Raw genomic sequence first — 17,199 nt, 5'->3', positions numbered from 1 at the left:
CGCGTACTCCGTGCCCTCCGGCGTGTACAGGGCGGCCCGCCCCCCGAGCCGCCCCGCCAGGACGTGCAGCACGGCCGGTACGGGATCGGGGCGGGCCGCCGCCGTCGCCAGCGCCCGCTGGGCGTCCGTGACCCGGCGCAGCTCGTGGTGGCGGGCCTCCGTCATGAGCCGCCACACCGCGCGGGCCACCGCCGAGAACGGCGTACCCGGCGGCACCTCCACCAGCGGCAGCCCGTGCCGTGCGCAGGCGGCCACCAGGGCGTCCGGCACCGTGTCGTACACGGGCGTGACCCCGAACCCGAGCGCCGCGGCCCCGGCCTCCGCGACCCGCGCGACGAACCGCTCCGGGTCGGTCCGCGGGAGCTGCACGCCAGCCGTCAGCAGCAGCTCGCCGCCGAGCAGGTACGGGTACGGGTCGGCCATCTCGGAGGTGTGCACCCAGTGGAGGACCGTCCCCGGATCGCCCGCCACCAGCCGCAGCCCCAGCTCCTCCCGGCCCAGCAGCGCGGCCAGCCGGACGGGCGGGGCGAACGGCGTGGGCGGGTGGGCCTTCATGTGCGCTTCCTCCACTCCGTAACGCTCCAATGGAGGAAACGTACACTTCAGCGAGGCTTCCCGCGCCCGTACCGTCGTCCCGTAGAAGGCGAACACGCAGGAAGAAGGCACCCGACATGAGCACCGACACCCCCCGCGGCCCCATCGACTCCTCCCGCGTCCCCCGCTACGCCGGCCCCGCGACGTTCGCCCGGCTGCCGCGCCTGGACGAGGTCGGCACCGCCGACGTCGCCGTGATCGGCGTGCCCTTCGACTCCGGCGTCTCCTACCGCCCCGGCGCCCGCTTCGGCGGCAACGCCATCCGCGAGGCGTCCCGCCTGCTCCGCCCGTACAACCCGGCGCAGGACGCGTCGCCGTTCGCCCTCGCGCAGGTCGCGGACGGCGGGGACATCGCCGTGAACCCGTTCAACATCAACGAGGCGGTCGAGACCGTCGAGGCAGCGGCCGACGACCTCCTCGGCACCGGCGCCCGCCTGATGACGCTGGGCGGCGACCACACCATCGCGCTGCCGCTGCTCCGCTCGGTCGCCAAGAAGCACGGCCCCGTCGCGCTGCTCCACTTCGACGCGCACCTCGACACGTGGGACACGTACTTCGGCGCCGAGTACACGCACGGCACCCCGTTCCGGCGGGCCGTCGAGGAGGGCATCCTCGACACCGAGGCGCTCTCCCACGTCGGCACGCGCGGCCCGCTGTACGGCAAGCAGGACCTGACGGACGACGAGAAGATGGGCTTCGGCATCGTCACGTCGGCCGACGTCTACCGGCGCGGCGCCGACGAGGTCGCGGACCAGCTCCGCCAGCGCATCGGCGACCGCCCGCTGTACATCTCCATCGACATCGACTGCCTCGACCCGGCGCACGCCCCCGGCACCGGAACCCCGGAGGCCGGCGGCATGACCTCGCGCGAGCTCCTGGAGATCCTGCGCGGCCTGTCCTCCTGCAACCTGGTCTCGGCCGACGTCGTCGAGGTCGCCCCGGCGTACGACCACGCCGAGATCACGTCGGTGGCCGCGTCGCACACGGCGTACGAACTGACGACGATCATGTCCCGCCAGATCGCGGCAGCCCGCGCGGCGTAGCGCGACCGGGGGCTCCGCCCCCGAACCCCCGCCGCCGGTTCCGCTGTGGGCAGTCGTTCCGCTGGGGCGGAACGGGTGGGCACAGCGGAACCGGCCCCGGGCCGCACTCACCGCACCCCCGCCGAGACGGACGCCCCATGACCCACGACCACGACCTGGTGCTCAAGCCCACGGCCGCGCAGACGGACGCCGCCCTCACCCCGCCCCCCGGGCGCCTCGGCGGCGACCTGGTGATCGAGACCCTCCGCGGCCTCGGCGCGACCACCGTCTTCGGGCTCCCCGGCCAGCACGCGCTCGGCATGTTCGACGCCCTGCGCCGCTCGGACCTGCGCTACGTGGGCCTCCGGGTGGAGAACAACGCGGGCTTCGCCGCCGACGCGTACGGCCGCCTCACCGGCGAGGCCGCGCCGCTCCTGCTGTCGACCGGGCCCGGCGCCCTGACGTCCCTCGCCGCCCTCCAGGAGGCGGCCGCCGCGAGCGCGCCGGTGCTGGCGGTCAGCGCGCAGGTCCCGGTGCGCGGCCTGGGCGGCGGCCGCCACGGCTACCTGCACGAACTGCGCGACCAGCAGGCGTCGTTCCGCGACGTCGTGAAGTCGGTCCACACCGTTCGTACGGCGTCGCAGATCCCGTCGGCGATCGCGGCCGCGTGGGAGTCGGCGCTGACGGCACCGCACGGCCCCGTGTGGGTGGAGATCCCGGCGGACGTCCTGACGGCACCGACGGCCGTCCCGGTCGTGACGGCCGTGGACGCGACACCGCGCGACCTGCCGCCGCGCCCGGAACTGACGGCGGTGGCGGCGCACCTGCTGTCGCGGGCGGAGCGGCCGGCGATCATCGCGGGCGGCGGAGTCGTACGGTCGGACGCGTCGGGCAAGCTGCGGGCGCTGGCGGAACGGCTGTCGGCCCCGGTGGTCACGACCTTCGGCGGGAAGGGCGCCTTTCCGTGGGAGCACCCGCTGTCGCTCCAGTCGTGGCTGGAGGACCGGCACACGACGGACTTCCTGGAGGACGCGGACGTCCTGCTGGTGGTCGGCTCCGGGCTCGGCGAACTGTCGTCGAACTACCACACGTTCGCGCCGCGCGGCAGGGTCGTCCAGATCGAGGCGGACCTCGGGAAGCTGGAGTCCAACCACCCGGCGCTCGGCATCCACGCGGACGCGCGCCTGGCGCTGTCGGCGCTGCTGGAGACCGTGGAGGAGCGCGAGGACGCGACCGCGCACGAGCGTGTGCGCGAGGTGCTGGCCAAGGTACGGGCCCGGATCGCGGCGCAGGACCTGACGCGGGAGCAGGGGCTCCTGGCCGCGATCAGGAAGGCCCTCCCGGACACGTCCCCCAGCTTCTGGGACATGACGATCCTGTCGTACTGGGCGTGGTCGGCGTTCGACGCCCGCCGGCCGAACACGATGCACTCCGCGCAGGGCGCGGGCGGCCTCGGCTACGCCTACCCGGCCGCCCTGGGCGCCGCCGTGGCCGACCCGACCCGCCCGGTGCTGGCGGTGTCGGGCGACGGCGGCGCCCTGTACTCGGTCGCCGAACTGGCCACGGCCCGCCAGCACGGACTCCCGGTCACGTGGCTGATCGTGGACGACGGCGGCTACGGCATCCTGCGCGCGTACATGGCGGAGGAGTTCGGTGAGGCGACGGGCACGGAACTGACCCGCCCCGATTTCGTGGCCCTGGCCGAGTCCTTCGGCGTCCCGGCGGCGCGTACGACGTTGGAGACGCTGGAGGAGGACCTGACGAGGGCGCTGCGGACGGGAGGCCCGTCGGTCCTGGTCGTCGGGACGACGCTGAGGATGTTCGCCCCGACCCACTGAGGGGCGGTCCGGCCACCGGCCCCACCGGCTACCAGATGGACTCGACCCACTCGGGGTGGTCGATGAACGGATTCCGGTTGTGCTGGTACGAGGCGTAGATGACCTCGTTGCGGTTCCGCTCGAAGGCGTCCGGCGGGTCCTGCTCGTTCCACTGCTTCAGAACGGAGAGCCGCCCGTGGTACGGGGCGCTGCCGTTGTTGACGTAGTTGTTGGGCTCCAGGTCGGGCCAGCCATCGGTGCCCTCGTACCGGACGGCCATGTAGAGGATCATGCGCGCGACGTCGCCCTTGACGGCGTCGCGGGGTTCGAACGAGTTGGAGTCCGTGTAGTTGCCGGGCGCGCCGCTGACCGGGCTGCCGCCCCAGTCGAAGTCCTTGTTGCCGCGGATGCTGTTGACCTGCACGTCGGTGGGGCGCAGGTGGTGGAGGTCGGTGCCGGGGCCGGTGGAGGTGCCGAAGTCGCCGTGCGACTTGGCCCAGACGTGCTCGCGGTTCCAGTCGCCGACGTCACCGCCGTTGAGGGACTTGCTGCGGGACTTGCCGCTGTAGAGCAGGATGACGTTGGCGCTGTTGGCGGGGTCCTGGTCGGTCACCTTGAGCGCGTTCCACACGGCGCTGTACGAGATCTTGGTCTGGTCGCTGATGATGTCGTGCAGCGCGCTCTTGAGCGCGGCACCGGACTTGCCGGCGGCACCGTCGTAGTAGGAACTGTCGTACGCGCTGACGGCGGTGGCCGATTCCGCACCGGCGTCCGGAGCCGGCGCCGCCACGGCACCCGGCACGGCGAGCCCGACGACCAGCGCGGCGGCGGCCAGAACCGGCAGCCTGCGGCGGCGTATGGAGCGGGGGAGCGGAGAGGGCATGGCGGAGTCCTTTCCCGAGGTGGGGACACGGGGAACAGTCGTGCGATCTACGCGAGTTGACTCGTGCGGCAAAGGGAGAGTCGCATGCTTCCGGTCACCGGAGTGTGAACGAGAGGGATCGATTCTGTGTCATTGTCATGGACGCGACTCTTTGGCCGGAACCCGCGTTCCATGGATGGCCACCGAGTACATCCCGGCCCCGTCACGCACCTGCCCCGCCCGGCACCGCTCCGGGCGCCGCGCCGCCGTCGCACCGGGCCGTGGGTCGCCGTGGCCCTCGCGGGACTGCTCGCCGTGGGCGGGTTCGCGGCCCTCACCGGGCGTGCGGCACACCGGAAGCCCCCGCAGAACCAGGTCGCGATCGTCCTCGGCGACCGGCTGCTCAGCGCCCCCACGGTCCTCCAGGCCATCGCCGGGGGCCAGGTGGAGATCTCCGGCGGCTTCACCGAGGCCTCCGCCAGGGAACTGGCCAAGGAACTCGGAGCCCGCTGAGCGACGGACGTGCTTCTCTTTCTTGTCTGTGCGTTGGGCGTGTGCTGGACGTGGCTTGTACGGGCGCTGAACCGGGCCGCGCGAGGCTGAAGGTGCTTCCGAGGCAGGGAGCGGTCAGCTTCAGCTTCAGCCGCACAAGGAGAACTGATGAAGCGTCATATGCCTGTCCGTGCCGCCGTGGCCGCCGGCATAGCCGTCGTCGTCGCCGGGACCGTGACCGTCGGGGTCGGCGTCGCCGCGCCCGAGCGGTACCACGGGCCCCGCGCCGTCAAGCCGGGCGAGAAGGAGATCGCCGGGCTCTTCGACCAGTGGAACGCGGGCCTGCGCACCGGCGACCCCGAGAAGGTCGCCGCCCGTTACGCCCCGGACGCGGTGCTGCTGCCCACCGCGTCGCCGAGGATCCGCACCGACCGCGCCGGGATCGTCGACTACTTCGAGCACTTCCTCCAGAAGAAGCCCGTCGGCGAGAAGGTCACCAGTGTCATCAACGTGCTGGACGCGAACTCCGCGATCGACGCCGGGCTCTACCGGTTCCACGTCACCGACCCCGCCACCGGCGAGAAGAGCGCCATCGACGCCCGCTACACCTACGAGTACGAGAAGCGCGGCGGCACGTGGCTGATCGTCAACCACCACTCCTCGGTGCTGCCTGCCGAGGGCTGAGCCGCAGCCCGATCCGTACGCACAGCCCGCCACCAGGGGCGTCGCGCAGGCTCACCGTGCCGCCGTCGTCCGTCAGGAGCTGCTTGACGATGGCGAGCCCGAGCCCCGAGCCCGACCGGCCGGTCAGGCCCTGGCCGCGCCAGAAGCGGTCGAAGGCGCGGGACTGCTCGGCCGGTGACATGCCCGGCCCCTGGTCGCGTACCTCCAGCACCACCTCGTCCGACCGCCCGGCCCCCACGCCGACGCTGATCATGCCGCCGTCGGGGGACACCTCCAGGGCGTTGGACAGGACGTTGTCCAGCACCTGGTCCAGGTGGCCCGGGCTGCAAGCACCCGCAGCCCGCTGTCGACGTCGCCCCCGAGCGTGATCCGCACGCCTCGTTCGTCGGCGGCGGGCCGCCACACGGCCAGGCGTTCCTCGACGATGTCGCGCAGCGCCAGCGGTTCGGCCGCCGACACCTTGCCCTCGGCGCGGGCCAGCACCAGCAGTCCGTTCACCAGGCGGCTCATCCGTACGACCTCGGCCGTGGCCTGCTCCACGTCCTCCCGTACGAAGGGGTCGTCCACGCCGTCCGCGATGTTGTCCAGCGACAGGCGCAGGGCCGTGAGCGGCGTACGGAGCTGGTGCGAGGCGTCCGCGACGAAGATGCGCTGCGCGGCGACGAGGGTGTCGAGCCGCTCGGCGCCCTGGTTGAGCGTACGGGCCAAGGTCTGGGTCTCCGGTGGCCCCGTCACCGGGGAGCGGGCCGTCAGGTCGCCGTCCCCGAACCGGCTCGCCATGGCGTTCAGCTCGCGCAGCGGCCGCGTCAGCCGGCGGGCCACCAGCGCGCCGAGCACGGCGGCCACCGCCAGCACCGTGACGGCGAGCACGGCGCGGAAGCCCCAGATCGTCCAGAGCCGGTCGGTGAGCCCGGACGTCGCGTACCGGATCTGCACCGCGCCGACGACCGCCGTCCGCTCCCCGGGCGCACGCGCCGGGACGGTGACCACCAGCTCCGGGCCCCAGACGAACCGCGACCCCCAGTCGACGCTCGTCCCGCCCGCGCGCAGTGCCCGCGCCACCGCGGCGTCGTGGGGCGCGGCGGGTGCGTACGGCCGCAGCGGACCGGTCGCGCCCGTGCGGTCCGTGCGGTCCGTGCCGTCCGTGCCGCGCGTGGCGTCCGCGCCGGTGAACACCTGCACCGTCGCCGGCATCTCCTCCTCGTACGCGTGGGCCATGCGGGCCAGCGCCTGGTGGGATTCGAGGTCGCCGTCGGCGAGCAGCAGCGCCATCGTCCGTGCCTCGCGCCGCACCGACTCCGCGGTGTCGTCGCGGAGCTGGTCGGTCAGCGTGAACGCGACCGGCACGGTGAACGCGGCGATCGCGACCGCCACCAGCAGCACATAGCTGGCGATCAGCTGCCGGATCACGCCGGCTGGCCCTCGTCGGGGGACGCGGCATCCGTGATGTCCAGGCGGAACCCGACCCCGCGCACCGCCTCGATGACGACGACCCCCGCGAGCTTCCGCCGCAGCGCCGCGACGTGCACGTCCAGCGTCTTGGTGGGGCCGAACCAGTTGGCGTCCCACACGGCTTCCATGATCTGCTCCCGCGACATCAGCGCGCCCGGCTCCTCGGTGAGGAAGGCCAGCAGGTCGTACTCCTTGGGCGTGAGCGCGACCTCCGCCCCGTCGAGCCGGACGCGGGCCGCCCTGCGGTCGACGGTCAGCCGCGGTCCGTACCGCTGCGGCCCCCCGGCCGCTTCCCGTCCCTCGCCCGCAGCACCGCCGCCCGCAGCACCGCCGCCCGCAGCACCGCCGCCCGCAGCACCGCCGCCCGCCGTGCCGCCGCTCCCGTCCGGCGGTCCCGGCCGTACGCGCCGCATCACCGCCCTGATGCGGGCGATGACCTCCCGCACGCCGAACGGCTTGGACACGTAGTCGTCGGCGCCGATCTCCAGGCCCACCACGCGGTCCGTCTCGTCGCTGCGGGCGCTGATCACGATGATCGGCACGTCGCCGCGCCCTTCGCCGCGTCCACGGAGCGACCGGCAGACGTCCAGGCCGTCCGTGTCCGGCAGCCCGAGGTCGAGCAGGACCAGGTCGTACGGGTCGGTCACCGCCAGGGCGGCCCCACCGGTGGTCACCCAGCGCACGTCGAAGCCGTAGCGCCGCAGCCCGCGGCGCAGGGACTCGGCGACCGGTTGGTCGTTCTCCACCAGAAGTACACGCACCCCCGTCACACTAATTGTTCGATCACACAGTTGAAAGTTCACTCATTCATGGCGGGGGGCACATGGGTGCGGGCGGGATGAAATACGGCCCTCGCCCTGTTGGTGCCTTCCGGTAGGGAAGCGGAAGCGCGAGCGGCAGCGAGAGGCGGAGACGTGGCGTCGGCGGCGGGGGCAGAGGCGGAGACGGCGGCAGAGGCGGCGGCGACCGCGGCCGGTCGAGGATGGGCGCGGCGGCTGTGGGGGTACGCCTGGCGGCACCGTCTGGACGTCCTGCTCGCCCTCGGGTCCTCGCTCGGCGGCATGGCGCTGATGGCGGTCGTACCGCTCATCATCAAGATCGTCATCGATGATGTGATCGGGGACTCGGGCGGGGGCCTGTCCTTCTGGATCGGGCTGCTCGTCGCGGCCGCGGTCGCCGTCTACGCGCTCACCTACATCCGGCGCTTCTACGGCGGCCGGCTCGCCCTCGACGTGCAGCACGACCTGCGCACCGAGATGTACGGGACGATCACCCGGCTCGACGGCAAGCGGCAGGACGAGCTGTCGACCGGGCAGGTCGTCGGGCGGGCCACCAGCGACCTCCAGCTCATCCAGGGGCTGCTCTTCATGCTCCCGATGACCATCGGGAACTTCCTGCTCTTCTTCATCTCGCTGGGCATCATGGCCTGGCTCTCGCTTCCCCTGACACTCGTCGTCCTCGCCGTCGCGCCCGCCCTGTGGTTCATCGCCAAGCGCAGCCGCGTCCGCCTCCACCCCGCCACCTGGTACGCCCAGACGCAGGCCGCCCATGTCGCCGGCGTCGTCGACGGGGCCGTGACCGGCGTCCGGGTCGTCAAGGGGTTCGGGCAGGAGGAGCAGGAGACCGACAAGATCCGGCGGGCCAGCCGGGACCTGTTCGCCGGGCGGCTGCGCACCATCCGGCTCAACTCCCGCTACACGCCCGCCCTCCAGGCCGTGCCCGCGCTCGGGCAGGTCGCCATGCTGGCGCTCGGCGGCTGGCTCGCCACCCGGGGCCAGATCAGCCTCGGCACGTTCGTCGCCTTCTCCACGTACCTCGCCCAGCTCGTCGGGCCCGTCCGCATGCTCGCCATGGTCCTCACCGTCGGGCAGCAGGCCCGCGCCGGCGTCGAGCGCGTCCTGGACCTCATCGACACCGAGCCGGGCATCGAGGACGGCACCGTCGAGCTGCCCGCCGACGCTCCCGCCAGCGTCGAGTTCGACGAGGTCGGCTTCTCCTACGACGAGGACGGGGACGGCCCCGGCGTTCTCGACGGCTTCTCGCTGACCATCCGCCCCGGCGAGACCGTCGCCGTCGTCGGCGCGTCCGGCAGCGGCAAGTCCACCGTCTCGCTGCTGCTGCCGCGCTTCTACGACGTCACGCGCGGCGCCGTCCGGGTCGGCGGGCACGACGTACGCGAACTGACCCTGGAGTCGCTGCGGGCGGCCATCGGGCTCGTGCCCGAGGACTCGTTCCTCTTCTCCGACACCGTGCGCGCCAACATCGCGTACGGGCGTCCCGACGCCACCCGGGAGCAGATCGAGGCCGCCGCGCGCGCCGCCCAGGCCGACCGGTTCATCGCCGCCCTGCCCGACGGGTACGACACCACCGTCGGCGAGCACGGCCTCACCCTGTCCGGCGGGCAGCGGCAGCGCATCGCCCTCGCCCGGGCCATCCTCGCCGACCCGCGCCTGCTGCTCCTCGACGACGCCACGTCCGCCGTCGACGCGCGCGTCGAGCACGAGATCCACGAGGCGCTCCGCGCGGTCATGGCCGGGCGGACCACGCTGCTCATCGCGCACCGCCGCTCCACCCTGAACCTCGCCGACCGGATCGCCGTCCTCGACGACGGGCGGCTCTCCGACATCGGCACCCACGACGAGCTCCAGGCCCGCTCGGCGCTGTACCGGCGGCTGCTCACCGACCCCGACGAGCTCGGCGGGGTCTCGCCGGGCCACGTCCTGCAGGCCGCCCGGCCCCCGGAGGCGGACGACCGCACCGTACGGGCCGAGCTCGACGCCGCGTTCGACGCCGAGCGCGGCGTCACACCCGCCCTGTGGGCCCGCGACGAGACCACGCCCGGCAGCGAGACCGCGGCGCCCGGCGCCACCCCTGAGCTGCTCGCCCAGGTCGCCGCGCTGCCGCCCGCCGACGACACCCCCGGCGTCGACGAGGCCCGCGCCGTACGCCCCGAGGAGTCGTACGGGCTGCGCAGGCTCCTGGCCGGATTCAGGGCGCCCCTGCTCCTCAGCCTCGTGCTGGTCGCCCTCGACGCCGGCATGGGACTGCTGCTGCCGGTCCTGATCCGGCACGGCATCGACGAAGGCGTCACGCAGGCCGCGCTCGGCGCCGTGTGGGCGGCGTCCGCGCTCGCCCTGCTCACGGTCGTCGTGCAGTGGGCCGCGCAGACCGGCGAGATCCGGATGACGGGACGCACCGGCGAACGCGTCCTGTACGCGCTCCGCCTCAAGATCTTCGCGCAGCTCCAGCGCCTCGGCCTCGACTACTACGAACGCGAGCTCACCGGGCGGATCATGACCCGGATGACGACCGACGTGGACGCCCTGTCCACGTTCCTCCAGACCGGACTCGTCACCGCCTTCGTCTCCGTCGTCACCTTCTTCGGGATCATGGTGGCGCTGGTCGTCATCGACGTACAGCTCGCCCTCGTCGTCTTCGCCACGCTGCCCGTGCTGATCGTCGGCACGTTCTACTTCCGGCGCGCCAGCGTCAAGGCGTACGAGCTGGCGCGTGAGCGCATCAGCGTCGTCAACGCCGACCTCCAGGAGTCCGTCGCCGGGCTGCGCATCGTCCAGGCGTTCCGCCGCGAGCGGTCGGGCGGCGCGCGGTTCACGGAACGCAGCCTGGAGTACCGGCAGGCGCGGGTGCGCGGCCAGTGGCTGATCTCCGTGTACTTCCCGTTCGTGCAGCTCCTGTCGTCGCTCGCCATCGCGGCCGTGCTGGTGGTGGGCGCGGGCCGGATCGAGGCGGGCACGCTGACGGCGGGCGCGCTCGTCGCGTACCTCCTCTACATCGACCTGTTCTTCGCGCCCGTGCAGCAGCTCTCGCAGGTCTTCGACGGCTACCAGCAGGCGTCCGTGTCGCTGGGCCGGATGCAGGAGCTGCTGCGCGAGCCCACATCGACCCCGCCGGCGGCCGACCCGCGGCCCGTGCGCGCCCTCAAGGGCGAGATCGCCTTCGAGAACGTGTCGTTCCGGTACGGGACCGCCGACGGCGAGGAAGAGGCGGCGCTCAGCGGCATCGACCTACGCGTCCCCGCCGGGCAGACCGTCGCGTTCGTCGGCGAGACGGGCGCGGGCAAGTCGACGCTCGTCAAGCTCGTCGCCCGGTTCTACGACCCCACCTCGGGGCGCGTCACCGTGGACGGCACCGACGTGCGGGACCTCGACCTCACCGCCTACCGCCACCGCCTCGGCGTCGTCCCGCAGGAGGCGTACCTGTTCCCCGGCACCGTACGGGACGCCATCGCGTACGGGCGGCCCGACGCGACCGACGCCGAGGTGGAGGCGGCCGCGCGTGCCGTGGGCGCCCACGACATGATCGCCACGCTCGACGGCGGCTACCTCCACGAGGTCGCGGAGCGCGGCCGCAACCTGTCGGCCGGGCAGCGGCAGCTCATCGCCCTCGCCCGCGCCGAACTGGTCGACCCGGACGTGCTGCTGCTCGACGAGGCCACGGCCGCCCTGGACCTGGCGACGGAGGCCCAGGTCAACCAGGCCACCGATCGCCTCGCCGGCCGCCGCACGACCCTGGTCGTCGCCCACCGCCTCACCACCGCCGCCCGCGCCGACCGGGTGGTCGTCATGGACCACGGACGCGTCGCGGAGGACGGCACCCACGACGAACTCCTCGCCCGCGACGGGCGGTACGCGGAGCTGTGGCGCACCTTCATAGGCGAGGACGAGCCGGAACGGGTGTCCTGACGGCACGCGGGCGGAGCGCAACCCTCCGCCCGCGCCCCGCGTCGTACGCACATATGTACGTTCATGGGGCGAGGGGGACACACGTGTTCATGCGCAACGCGGCCGCGGGCGGCGGCCGACGGGGACGACGGGGACGATGGGCCGCCGTCGGCGCGGCGCTGCTCATCGCCTCGGGCGCCCTGACCGTCGCCGGGCCCGGCGTCACGGACGCCGCCGCGCTCGCCGGGTGTTCCGGACGGCTCGCGAAGCGGGTGCCGTTCGCCACCGGTGAGCTGCGCGTCTACAAGAACCGCCAGTACGCGTGCGCCGTCACCGTCGCCAGGACCCCCGGCGCCCGCCGCCCCATGGCCGTCACCCTCCAGCCGCGCGGCGCACGGGCCGTCACGGACTCCGGGCGGTTCACCCGGCTCGCCGGGCCCGTCACCGTCCACGCCCTCAACCGCTGCGTCCGCGCCACCGGTTCCGTCTCCGGGCGGGGCGCCTCCACCGGATGGATCCTCTGCTGAACGACCCGGTCCGTTCAACTGGGTCTGTTCACGCGCCCGTTGGCACCGCTAGGTTCACCGCGACCGTAGTGAACCCTGTGGAGGGCGCATGCGCAGAACGCTCAGATGGCTGCTGTCGCTCGTGGTGCTCATAGGCACCGTGAGCGCGGCCGGCACGGCCACCGCCGCCGGCCCGACCGACAGCGCCACACCGGACATCAAGGACCGCATCCTCGCGGTCCCCGGGATGTCCCTCGTCGAGGAGAAGCCCTACCCCGGCTACCGCTTCTTCGTCCTCAGCTACACCCAGCCGGTCGACCACCGCCGCCCCGCCGCGGGCACGTTCCAGCAGCGCCTCACCCTGCTGCACAAGGACACCAGCCGCCCCACCGTCTTCTTCACCAGCGGCTACCACGTCAACCCCAACCCCCGCCGCTCCGAGCCCACCCGGATCGTCGACGGCAACCAGGTGTCCCTGGAGTACCGCTTCTTCACCCCGTCCCGCCCGCAGCCGGCCGACTGGTCGAAGCTGAACATCTGGCAGGCCGCGTCCGACCAGCACCGCCTGTTCACGGCGCTGAAGAAGATCTACGACCGCAAGTGGGTCGCCACGGGCGGCTCCAAGGGTGGCATGACCGCCACCTACTACGAGCGGTTCTACCCGCACGACATGGACGCCGTCGTCGCGTACGTCGCCCCCAACGACGTCGTGAACAGGGAGGACTCGGCCTACGACCGGTTCTTCGCCACCGTCGGCAGCGAGCAGTGCCGCGCCCGCCTCGACGCCCTCCAGCGCGAGGCGCTCGTCCGGCGCGCGCCGCTGCAGAAGAAGTACCAGGAGTGGGCGGCCGCGGAAGGCGCCACGTTCCACACCGTCGGCAGCATCGACAAGGCGTACGAGGCCGTCGTCCTCGACTTCGTGTGGGCGTTCTGGCAGTACTGGGGCGAGCAGGACTGCGCGAGCGTCCCGGACGCCGCCACCGCCACGGACGACGCCGTGTACGACACCATCGACACGTACTCCGGCTGGTCCTTCTACACCGACCAGGGCCTGGAGCCGTACACGCCGTACTTCTACCAGGCGGCCACCGAGCTGGGCTCGCCCAGCCTGCGCATGGCGCACCTGGACGGTCTGACCCGCTACGGCTACCAGCCGGCGCGCAACTTCGTGCCGGACGACATCCCGGTGTGGTTCAAGCCGTGGGCGATGCGCGACATCGACACCTGGGTGCGCCACAACGCCCAGCGCATGCTGTTCGTCAACGGCGAGCGCGACCCGTGGGGCGCCGAGCCGTTCCGCGTCGACCGCGGCGCCCGTGACAGCTACGTCCTCACGGCGCCCGGCATGAACCACGGCGCCAACATCGCCGGCCTCGCCGAGAAGGAGCGCGCCCTGGCCACCGCCAAGCTCCTGGAGTGGACGGGCGTCGCCCCGGCCGCCGTCCGGGCCGCGCCGGAGAAGGCCAGGCCGCTCGCCGGCTACGACGCGCGCCTCGACAAGCGCGACGTCCAGCGCGAGCTGCGGCTCCGTCCGTAAAGCACGGCGCGAGCCGTACGGGTGCGCGCACCGCGCCGGGACCACCGGCCGGTGCGCGCACCCCTGTGCGGGCACCCCCTGTGCGCGGTCCTCAGTACGAGAGGCCGTACCCGATCGGGTACAGCACGTGCGCCGGGTCGGCGGCCGGCACCGGCACCGGAAGCCGCCCGTGCGGCCGCGCCCGCCCCGCGACGACCCGCGCGGCGGCCCGCAGTTCGACGTCCGTCCAGGAGTACGTGGCGAGGGCCGCCCGCACCCCGCTGAGCCGCGCGATGTCGTACGGGTTGCGGATCGCGACCGCCACGACCGGCACGCCCCGCGAGGCCAGCCGCAGCACGAGCGTGCGCTGCGTGCTGGTCGGGGAGACGTTGTACGTGGCGACGACGACCACGTCCTTGCCGTCCGCCGCCGCCACCGCCTCCTCGATCCGCGCCGCGGTCGGCGACAGCCCCGTCGACAGGGCCGTGGCCGTGAAGCCGAGTTCCCGGAACGCGGCGGCGAGCGTGGCCGTCGGCGGGCCCGTGGTACCGGAAGGGGACGCCGGGTCGGCGCCGACGACCAGCAGGTCACCGTGGGTGCGCGGGTCGAGCGGCAGCAGCCCGCCCGTGTTGCGGAGCAGCGTCGTCGTCTCGTCCGCGATCCGGTCGGCGGCGTCCAGGTGCGCCCGCTTGCCGACGACCCGGTCCACGCCCGTGTGCGTGACGTACGGCCGCCGGAACAGGCCCAGCTTCGCCTTGAGCCGCAGGATCCGCAGCACCGACGCGTCCAGCCGCGCCTCGCTGATCTCACCGTCCCGTACGGCCTTGAGGACCGCGTGCCACGCGAGGTCGAGGTCCGGCGGGTTGAGGAGCTGGTCGCACCCCGCCTTGAGCGCGAGCACCGGGACCCGGTCGTCGCCGTACTTCGTCCGGACGCCCTGCATGTCGAGCGAGTCGGTCACCACGACGCCGTCGTAGCCGAGCTGTTCGCGCAGGATGCCGGTGAGGATCGGCCGGGACAGGGTGGCGGGGTCCTCAGCCGGGTCGAGGGACGGGACGACGATGTGCGCCGTCATGATCGAGTCGATGCCGGCGGCGACGGCGGCCCGGAACGGCGGGGCGTCGAGGGTGCGCCACTGCTCGCGCGTGTGGTGGATGTACGGCAGGTTGGTGTGGCTGTCGGCGGTGGTGTCGCCGTGGCCGGGGAAGTGCTTGGCGGTCGCGGCGACGCCCGCGCCCTGGTAGCCCTTCACCTGGGCGGCGACGAGACGGGCCACGGCCCGCGGGTCGGCGCCGAAGGACCGTACGCCGATGACGGGGTTCGCCGGGTTGACGTTCACGTCCGCCACGGGCGCGTAGTTCTGGCGGATGCCGAGCGCGGCCAGCTCGGTGCCCGCGATGTGCGCGGCGTGCCGGGCGAGGCCGCGGGAGCCGGCGGCGCCGAGCGCCATGGCGCCGGGCACGAGCGTGGCCGGCTCGCCGACGCGGGCGACGATGCCGTGCTCCTGGTCGGTGGAGATGAGCAGCGGAACGGGCGTGGCCTGGGCGAGTCCGGCCCGCTGGATGCCGTTGGAGAGGTCCGCGATCTGGTGCGGGTCGCGGGTGTTGTGCGCCCACGAGAAGTAGATGATGCCGCCGACGTGGTACGTCGCGACGAGCTCGGCGGCGGTGCGGACGCCGATCTCGCGGAGGTTGGCGTCGATGTCGGCCTGGTCGGGATCGGTCGCGGAGTGCCCGTACACCCGCATGACGAAGAGCTGGCCGACCTTCTCTTCCAGGCTCATCCGCGCAAGGACCCGGGCGAGCTGCGGGTCGCCGCCGCTGTGCGCACGTGCGGGGGTGACGCGGGTGGTGGCCGCGGCGACGGCTGCGGCGCCGACGGTGAGGAGGGTACGTCTGGAGGTGGTGGCCCGGTGGTGCACTGGTGCTCCTTCCGGCCGTGCGTGACGAGAGCTGAAGGAAACTGCCGAGGTGTCACGCTTAAGCGAAAGTAACTGCCGGGTCAAGGACGCGCGCAGGCCGGACCCCCGGCCGCCCGCCCGCCACCGGTGCCACGGGAGGGGCCGCACCGGCGACGGGGTGCTGCCGGCCGCGGGCGGCGGGAGGAGGAGCCGGCACTCGCCGCCAGGAACGAGCCCGACACCGCGCCACGGTGACTCCCCGCCAGCACGCCGCTTGGACGCCCGCCCGGCCCTCGGGGTTCCGCCCCGCCCCCGCATCTGATGCGGACGGCCGACCCTCCGCGTACAGCAGCGGTACGGCCCCGCCCGCGCTCTGCGCGGCTCGGGCGTGGTGAGAGGGTGCTCGTATGGACGTTCAGGGATATCTGGCCGGGCTGTTCTCGCTGGAGGGGCGGGTCGCCCTGGTGACCGGGGGGAGTTCTGGGATCGGGCGGGCCATGGCCGAGGCGCTGGCGCGGGCCGGCGCCCGGGTCGTGATCGTCGCCCGGCGGGAGGCCGAGCTGGCGGAGACGGTGGACGCGCTGGCGGCCGAGGGGTGCCGGGCCGCTTGGGTGAGCGGTGACCTCGGCACCCGTGACGGGGTGCGGGCGGCCGCCGAAGAGGCCGCGGGGGTGTTCGGGGAGCCGGACATCCTCGTCAACTCCGCTGGCGTGAACCTGCGGCCGCCGATGGGCGAGATCGGCGAGGACGTGTGGGACACCACGATGGCCGTGAACCTGGAGGCGCCCTTCCTGCTGGGCCAGCGGTTCGGGCCCGGCATGGCCGAGCGGGGCTTCGGGCGGATCATCCACGTCACGTCCCAGCAGGCGCACCGGGCGTTCGTGCGGAGCGGCGCGTACGGCGTGTCCAAGGGCGGCCTCGAATCGCTGGCCCGCTCGCAGGCGGAGGCCTGGTCGCCGTACGGGGTCACGTGCAACACGCTCGTGCCCGGGTTCGTCCTCACGCCCCTCAACACCCGGCTGGCCTCCGACCCGGCGACCGTCGAGGCCCTGGCCGCGCGCACCCTGGTGGGCCGCAACGGGCTGCCCGGCGACTTCGCGGGCGCCGTCGTGTTCCTCGCGAGCCCCGCGTCCGGGTACGTGACGGGGCAGTCGGTGTTCGTGGACGGCGGTTTCTCCTCGCACTGAGCGGTCAGCCGGCGGGCCTCAACTCCTGCCGCTCGCCGTCGACGCCGGGGCCACGCGCATCAGCAGTGCGGTCACGTTGTCCGCGCCGCCCGCCGCCAGCGCGTGGTCCACGAGCGCCCGTGCGCCGTCCAGCGCACCCGTGCGGCTCGCCACGACCGCCCGTACGTCGGCCGGCCGGGGCAGGTAACGGGACAGCCCGTCCGTGCAGAGCAGCAGCCACCCGGCGGACGCGGGCCGCCGGTGGTGGACCGGGGGAACGGGCGCGTCCGCGTCGGCGCCCAGCCAGGCGGACAGCGCCCCGTACGCGCCCGTGTCGTCCTCGGTCAGGACGATCCCGGGACCCTGGTCCGGCAGCCAGTACGCGCGGCTGTCCCCGACCGAGGCACACCAGAACCCCTCCGGGCCGACGACCGCCGAGACGTACGTGGTCGCCGGTGCGGCCTCCCGCGACGCGGCGAGGGCCGTGACGGCCCGCCACGCGCGCG

General features: G+C 73.5%; 13 protein-coding genes and 1 pseudogene. 8 read left to right on the top strand and 6 right to left on the bottom strand.

From position 1 onward, the window contains the following. On the bottom strand, window positions 1-555 hold a 555-nt coding region (locus HTZ82_RS05710), incomplete at its 3' end, for a PucR family transcriptional regulator ligand-binding domain-containing protein (RefSeq protein ID WP_175408173.1). A gap of 116 nt (window positions 556-671) precedes the next feature. Between HTZ82_RS05710 and speB the strand changes: the two genes are divergently transcribed. Both speB and HTZ82_RS05700 read left to right on the top strand, forming a co-directional pair. Next, complete coding sequence (gene speB, locus HTZ82_RS05705; RefSeq protein WP_175408172.1) at window positions 672-1,637, top strand: agmatinase; 966 nt, start codon at window positions 672-674, stop codon at window positions 1,635-1,637. 137 nt (window positions 1,638-1,774) lie between these two features. Further along, window positions 1,775-3,454: a thiamine pyrophosphate-binding protein gene (locus tag HTZ82_RS05700; protein WP_175408171.1), complete on the top strand. Its 1,680-nt coding sequence runs from the start codon at window positions 1,775-1,777 to the stop codon at window positions 3,452-3,454. A 28-nt stretch (window positions 3,455-3,482) separates the two neighbouring features. Here the strand turns inward: HTZ82_RS05700 and HTZ82_RS05695 are convergent, their stop codons facing one another. Continuing rightward, complete coding sequence (locus tag HTZ82_RS05695) at window positions 3,483-4,316, bottom strand: endonuclease I family protein (protein ID WP_175408170.1); 834 nt, start codon at window positions 4,314-4,316, stop codon at window positions 3,483-3,485. A 171-nt stretch (window positions 4,317-4,487) separates the two neighbouring features. On the opposite strand from HTZ82_RS05695, the gene HTZ82_RS05690 reads away from it, so the two are divergent. Continuing rightward, window positions 4,488-4,808: a hypothetical protein gene (locus tag HTZ82_RS05690; protein WP_217623708.1), complete on the top strand. Its 321-nt coding sequence runs from the start codon at window positions 4,488-4,490 to the stop codon at window positions 4,806-4,808. A gap of 147 nt (window positions 4,809-4,955) precedes the next feature. Continuing rightward, window positions 4,956-5,471 (top strand): SgcJ/EcaC family oxidoreductase, encoded by a 516-nt coding sequence (locus HTZ82_RS05685; RefSeq protein ID WP_175408168.1) that lies wholly within the window; start codon window positions 4,956-4,958, stop codon window positions 5,469-5,471. Here the strand turns inward: HTZ82_RS05685 and HTZ82_RS05680 are convergent. Both HTZ82_RS05680 and HTZ82_RS05675 read right to left on the bottom strand, forming a co-directional pair. Continuing rightward, window positions 5,434-6,881, bottom strand: a pseudogene (locus tag HTZ82_RS05680) (ATP-binding protein). The gene HTZ82_RS05685 and the pseudogene HTZ82_RS05680 sit on opposite strands and share 38 nt — an antisense overlap. Continuing rightward, window positions 6,878-7,684, bottom strand: a complete 807-nt coding sequence (locus HTZ82_RS05675) for a response regulator transcription factor (protein ID WP_175408167.1) — start codon at window positions 7,682-7,684, stop codon at window positions 6,878-6,880. The pseudogene HTZ82_RS05680 and the gene HTZ82_RS05675 overlap by 4 nt, the downstream one beginning before the upstream one ends. 234 nt (window positions 7,685-7,918) lie before the next feature. On the opposite strand from HTZ82_RS05675, the gene HTZ82_RS05670 reads away from it, so the two are divergent. The 3 genes from HTZ82_RS05670 to HTZ82_RS05660 all read left to right on the top strand — a co-directional run bounded on the left by HTZ82_RS05670 (window position 7,919) and on the right by HTZ82_RS05660 (window position 13,648). Further along, a complete protein-coding gene (locus tag HTZ82_RS05670) occupies window positions 7,919-11,626 on the top strand; it encodes an ABC transporter ATP-binding protein (protein WP_254711649.1) in 3,708 nt (1,235 codons plus the stop codon). An 89-nt stretch (window positions 11,627-11,715) separates the two neighbouring features. Further along, a complete protein-coding gene (locus tag HTZ82_RS05665; RefSeq protein WP_254711648.1) occupies window positions 11,716-12,132 on the top strand; it encodes a hypothetical protein in 417 nt (138 codons plus the stop codon). A gap of 88 nt (window positions 12,133-12,220) precedes the next feature. Continuing rightward, window positions 12,221-13,648, top strand: a complete 1,428-nt coding sequence (locus HTZ82_RS05660) for a S28 family serine protease (protein WP_175408165.1) — start codon at window positions 12,221-12,223, stop codon at window positions 13,646-13,648. A 91-nt stretch (window positions 13,649-13,739) separates the two neighbouring features. On the opposite strand, the gene HTZ82_RS05655 is transcribed toward HTZ82_RS05660, so the two are convergent. Beyond that, window positions 13,740-15,548 carry a glycoside hydrolase family 3 protein gene (locus tag HTZ82_RS05655; RefSeq protein ID WP_175408164.1) on the bottom strand — a complete coding sequence of 603 codons (1,809 nt, stop codon included), beginning with the start codon at window positions 15,546-15,548 and terminating at the stop codon, window positions 13,740-13,742. A gap of 386 nt (window positions 15,549-15,934) precedes the next feature. On the opposite strand from HTZ82_RS05655, the gene HTZ82_RS05650 reads away from it, so the two are divergent. Continuing rightward, window positions 15,935-16,714 carry an SDR family NAD(P)-dependent oxidoreductase gene (locus HTZ82_RS05650; protein WP_175408163.1) on the top strand — a complete coding sequence of 260 codons (780 nt, stop codon included), beginning with the start codon at window positions 15,935-15,937 and terminating at the stop codon, window positions 16,712-16,714. Window positions 16,715-16,732: 18 nt separating this feature from the next. On the opposite strand, the gene HTZ82_RS05645 is transcribed toward HTZ82_RS05650, so the two are convergent. After that, on the bottom strand, window positions 16,733-17,199 hold a 467-nt coding region (locus HTZ82_RS05645; protein WP_175408162.1), incomplete at its 5' end, for a PP2C family serine/threonine-protein phosphatase.

Origin of the sequence: Streptomyces sp. TRM64462, assembly GCF_013362995.1 — a bacterium.
Taxonomy (GTDB): Bacteria; Actinomycetota; Actinomycetes; order Streptomycetales; family Streptomycetaceae; genus Streptomyces.
This window is presented reverse-complemented; position numbering and strand designations above follow the sequence as displayed.

Coding starts and splice junctions, on each gene's coding strand:
- speB (WP_175408172.1), top strand. CDS start 672: ATGAGCACCGACACCCCCCGCGGCCCCATCGACTCCTCCCGCGTCCCC.
- HTZ82_RS05700 (WP_175408171.1), top strand. CDS start 1,775: ATGACCCACGACCACGACCTGGTGCTCAAGCCCACGGCCGCGCAGACG.
- HTZ82_RS05695 (WP_175408170.1), bottom strand. CDS start 4,316: ATGCCCTCTCCGCTCCCCCGCTCCATACGCCGCCGCAGGCTGCCGGTT.
- HTZ82_RS05690 (WP_217623708.1), top strand. CDS start 4,488: ATGGATGGCCACCGAGTACATCCCGGCCCCGTCACGCACCTGCCCCGC.
- HTZ82_RS05685 (WP_175408168.1), top strand. CDS start 4,956: ATGAAGCGTCATATGCCTGTCCGTGCCGCCGTGGCCGCCGGCATAGCC.
- HTZ82_RS05665 (WP_254711648.1), top strand. CDS start 11,716: ATGCGCAACGCGGCCGCGGGCGGCGGCCGACGGGGACGACGGGGACGA.
- HTZ82_RS05660 (WP_175408165.1), top strand. CDS start 12,221: ATGCGCAGAACGCTCAGATGGCTGCTGTCGCTCGTGGTGCTCATAGGC.
- HTZ82_RS05650 (WP_175408163.1), top strand. CDS start 15,935: ATGGACGTTCAGGGATATCTGGCCGGGCTGTTCTCGCTGGAGGGGCGG.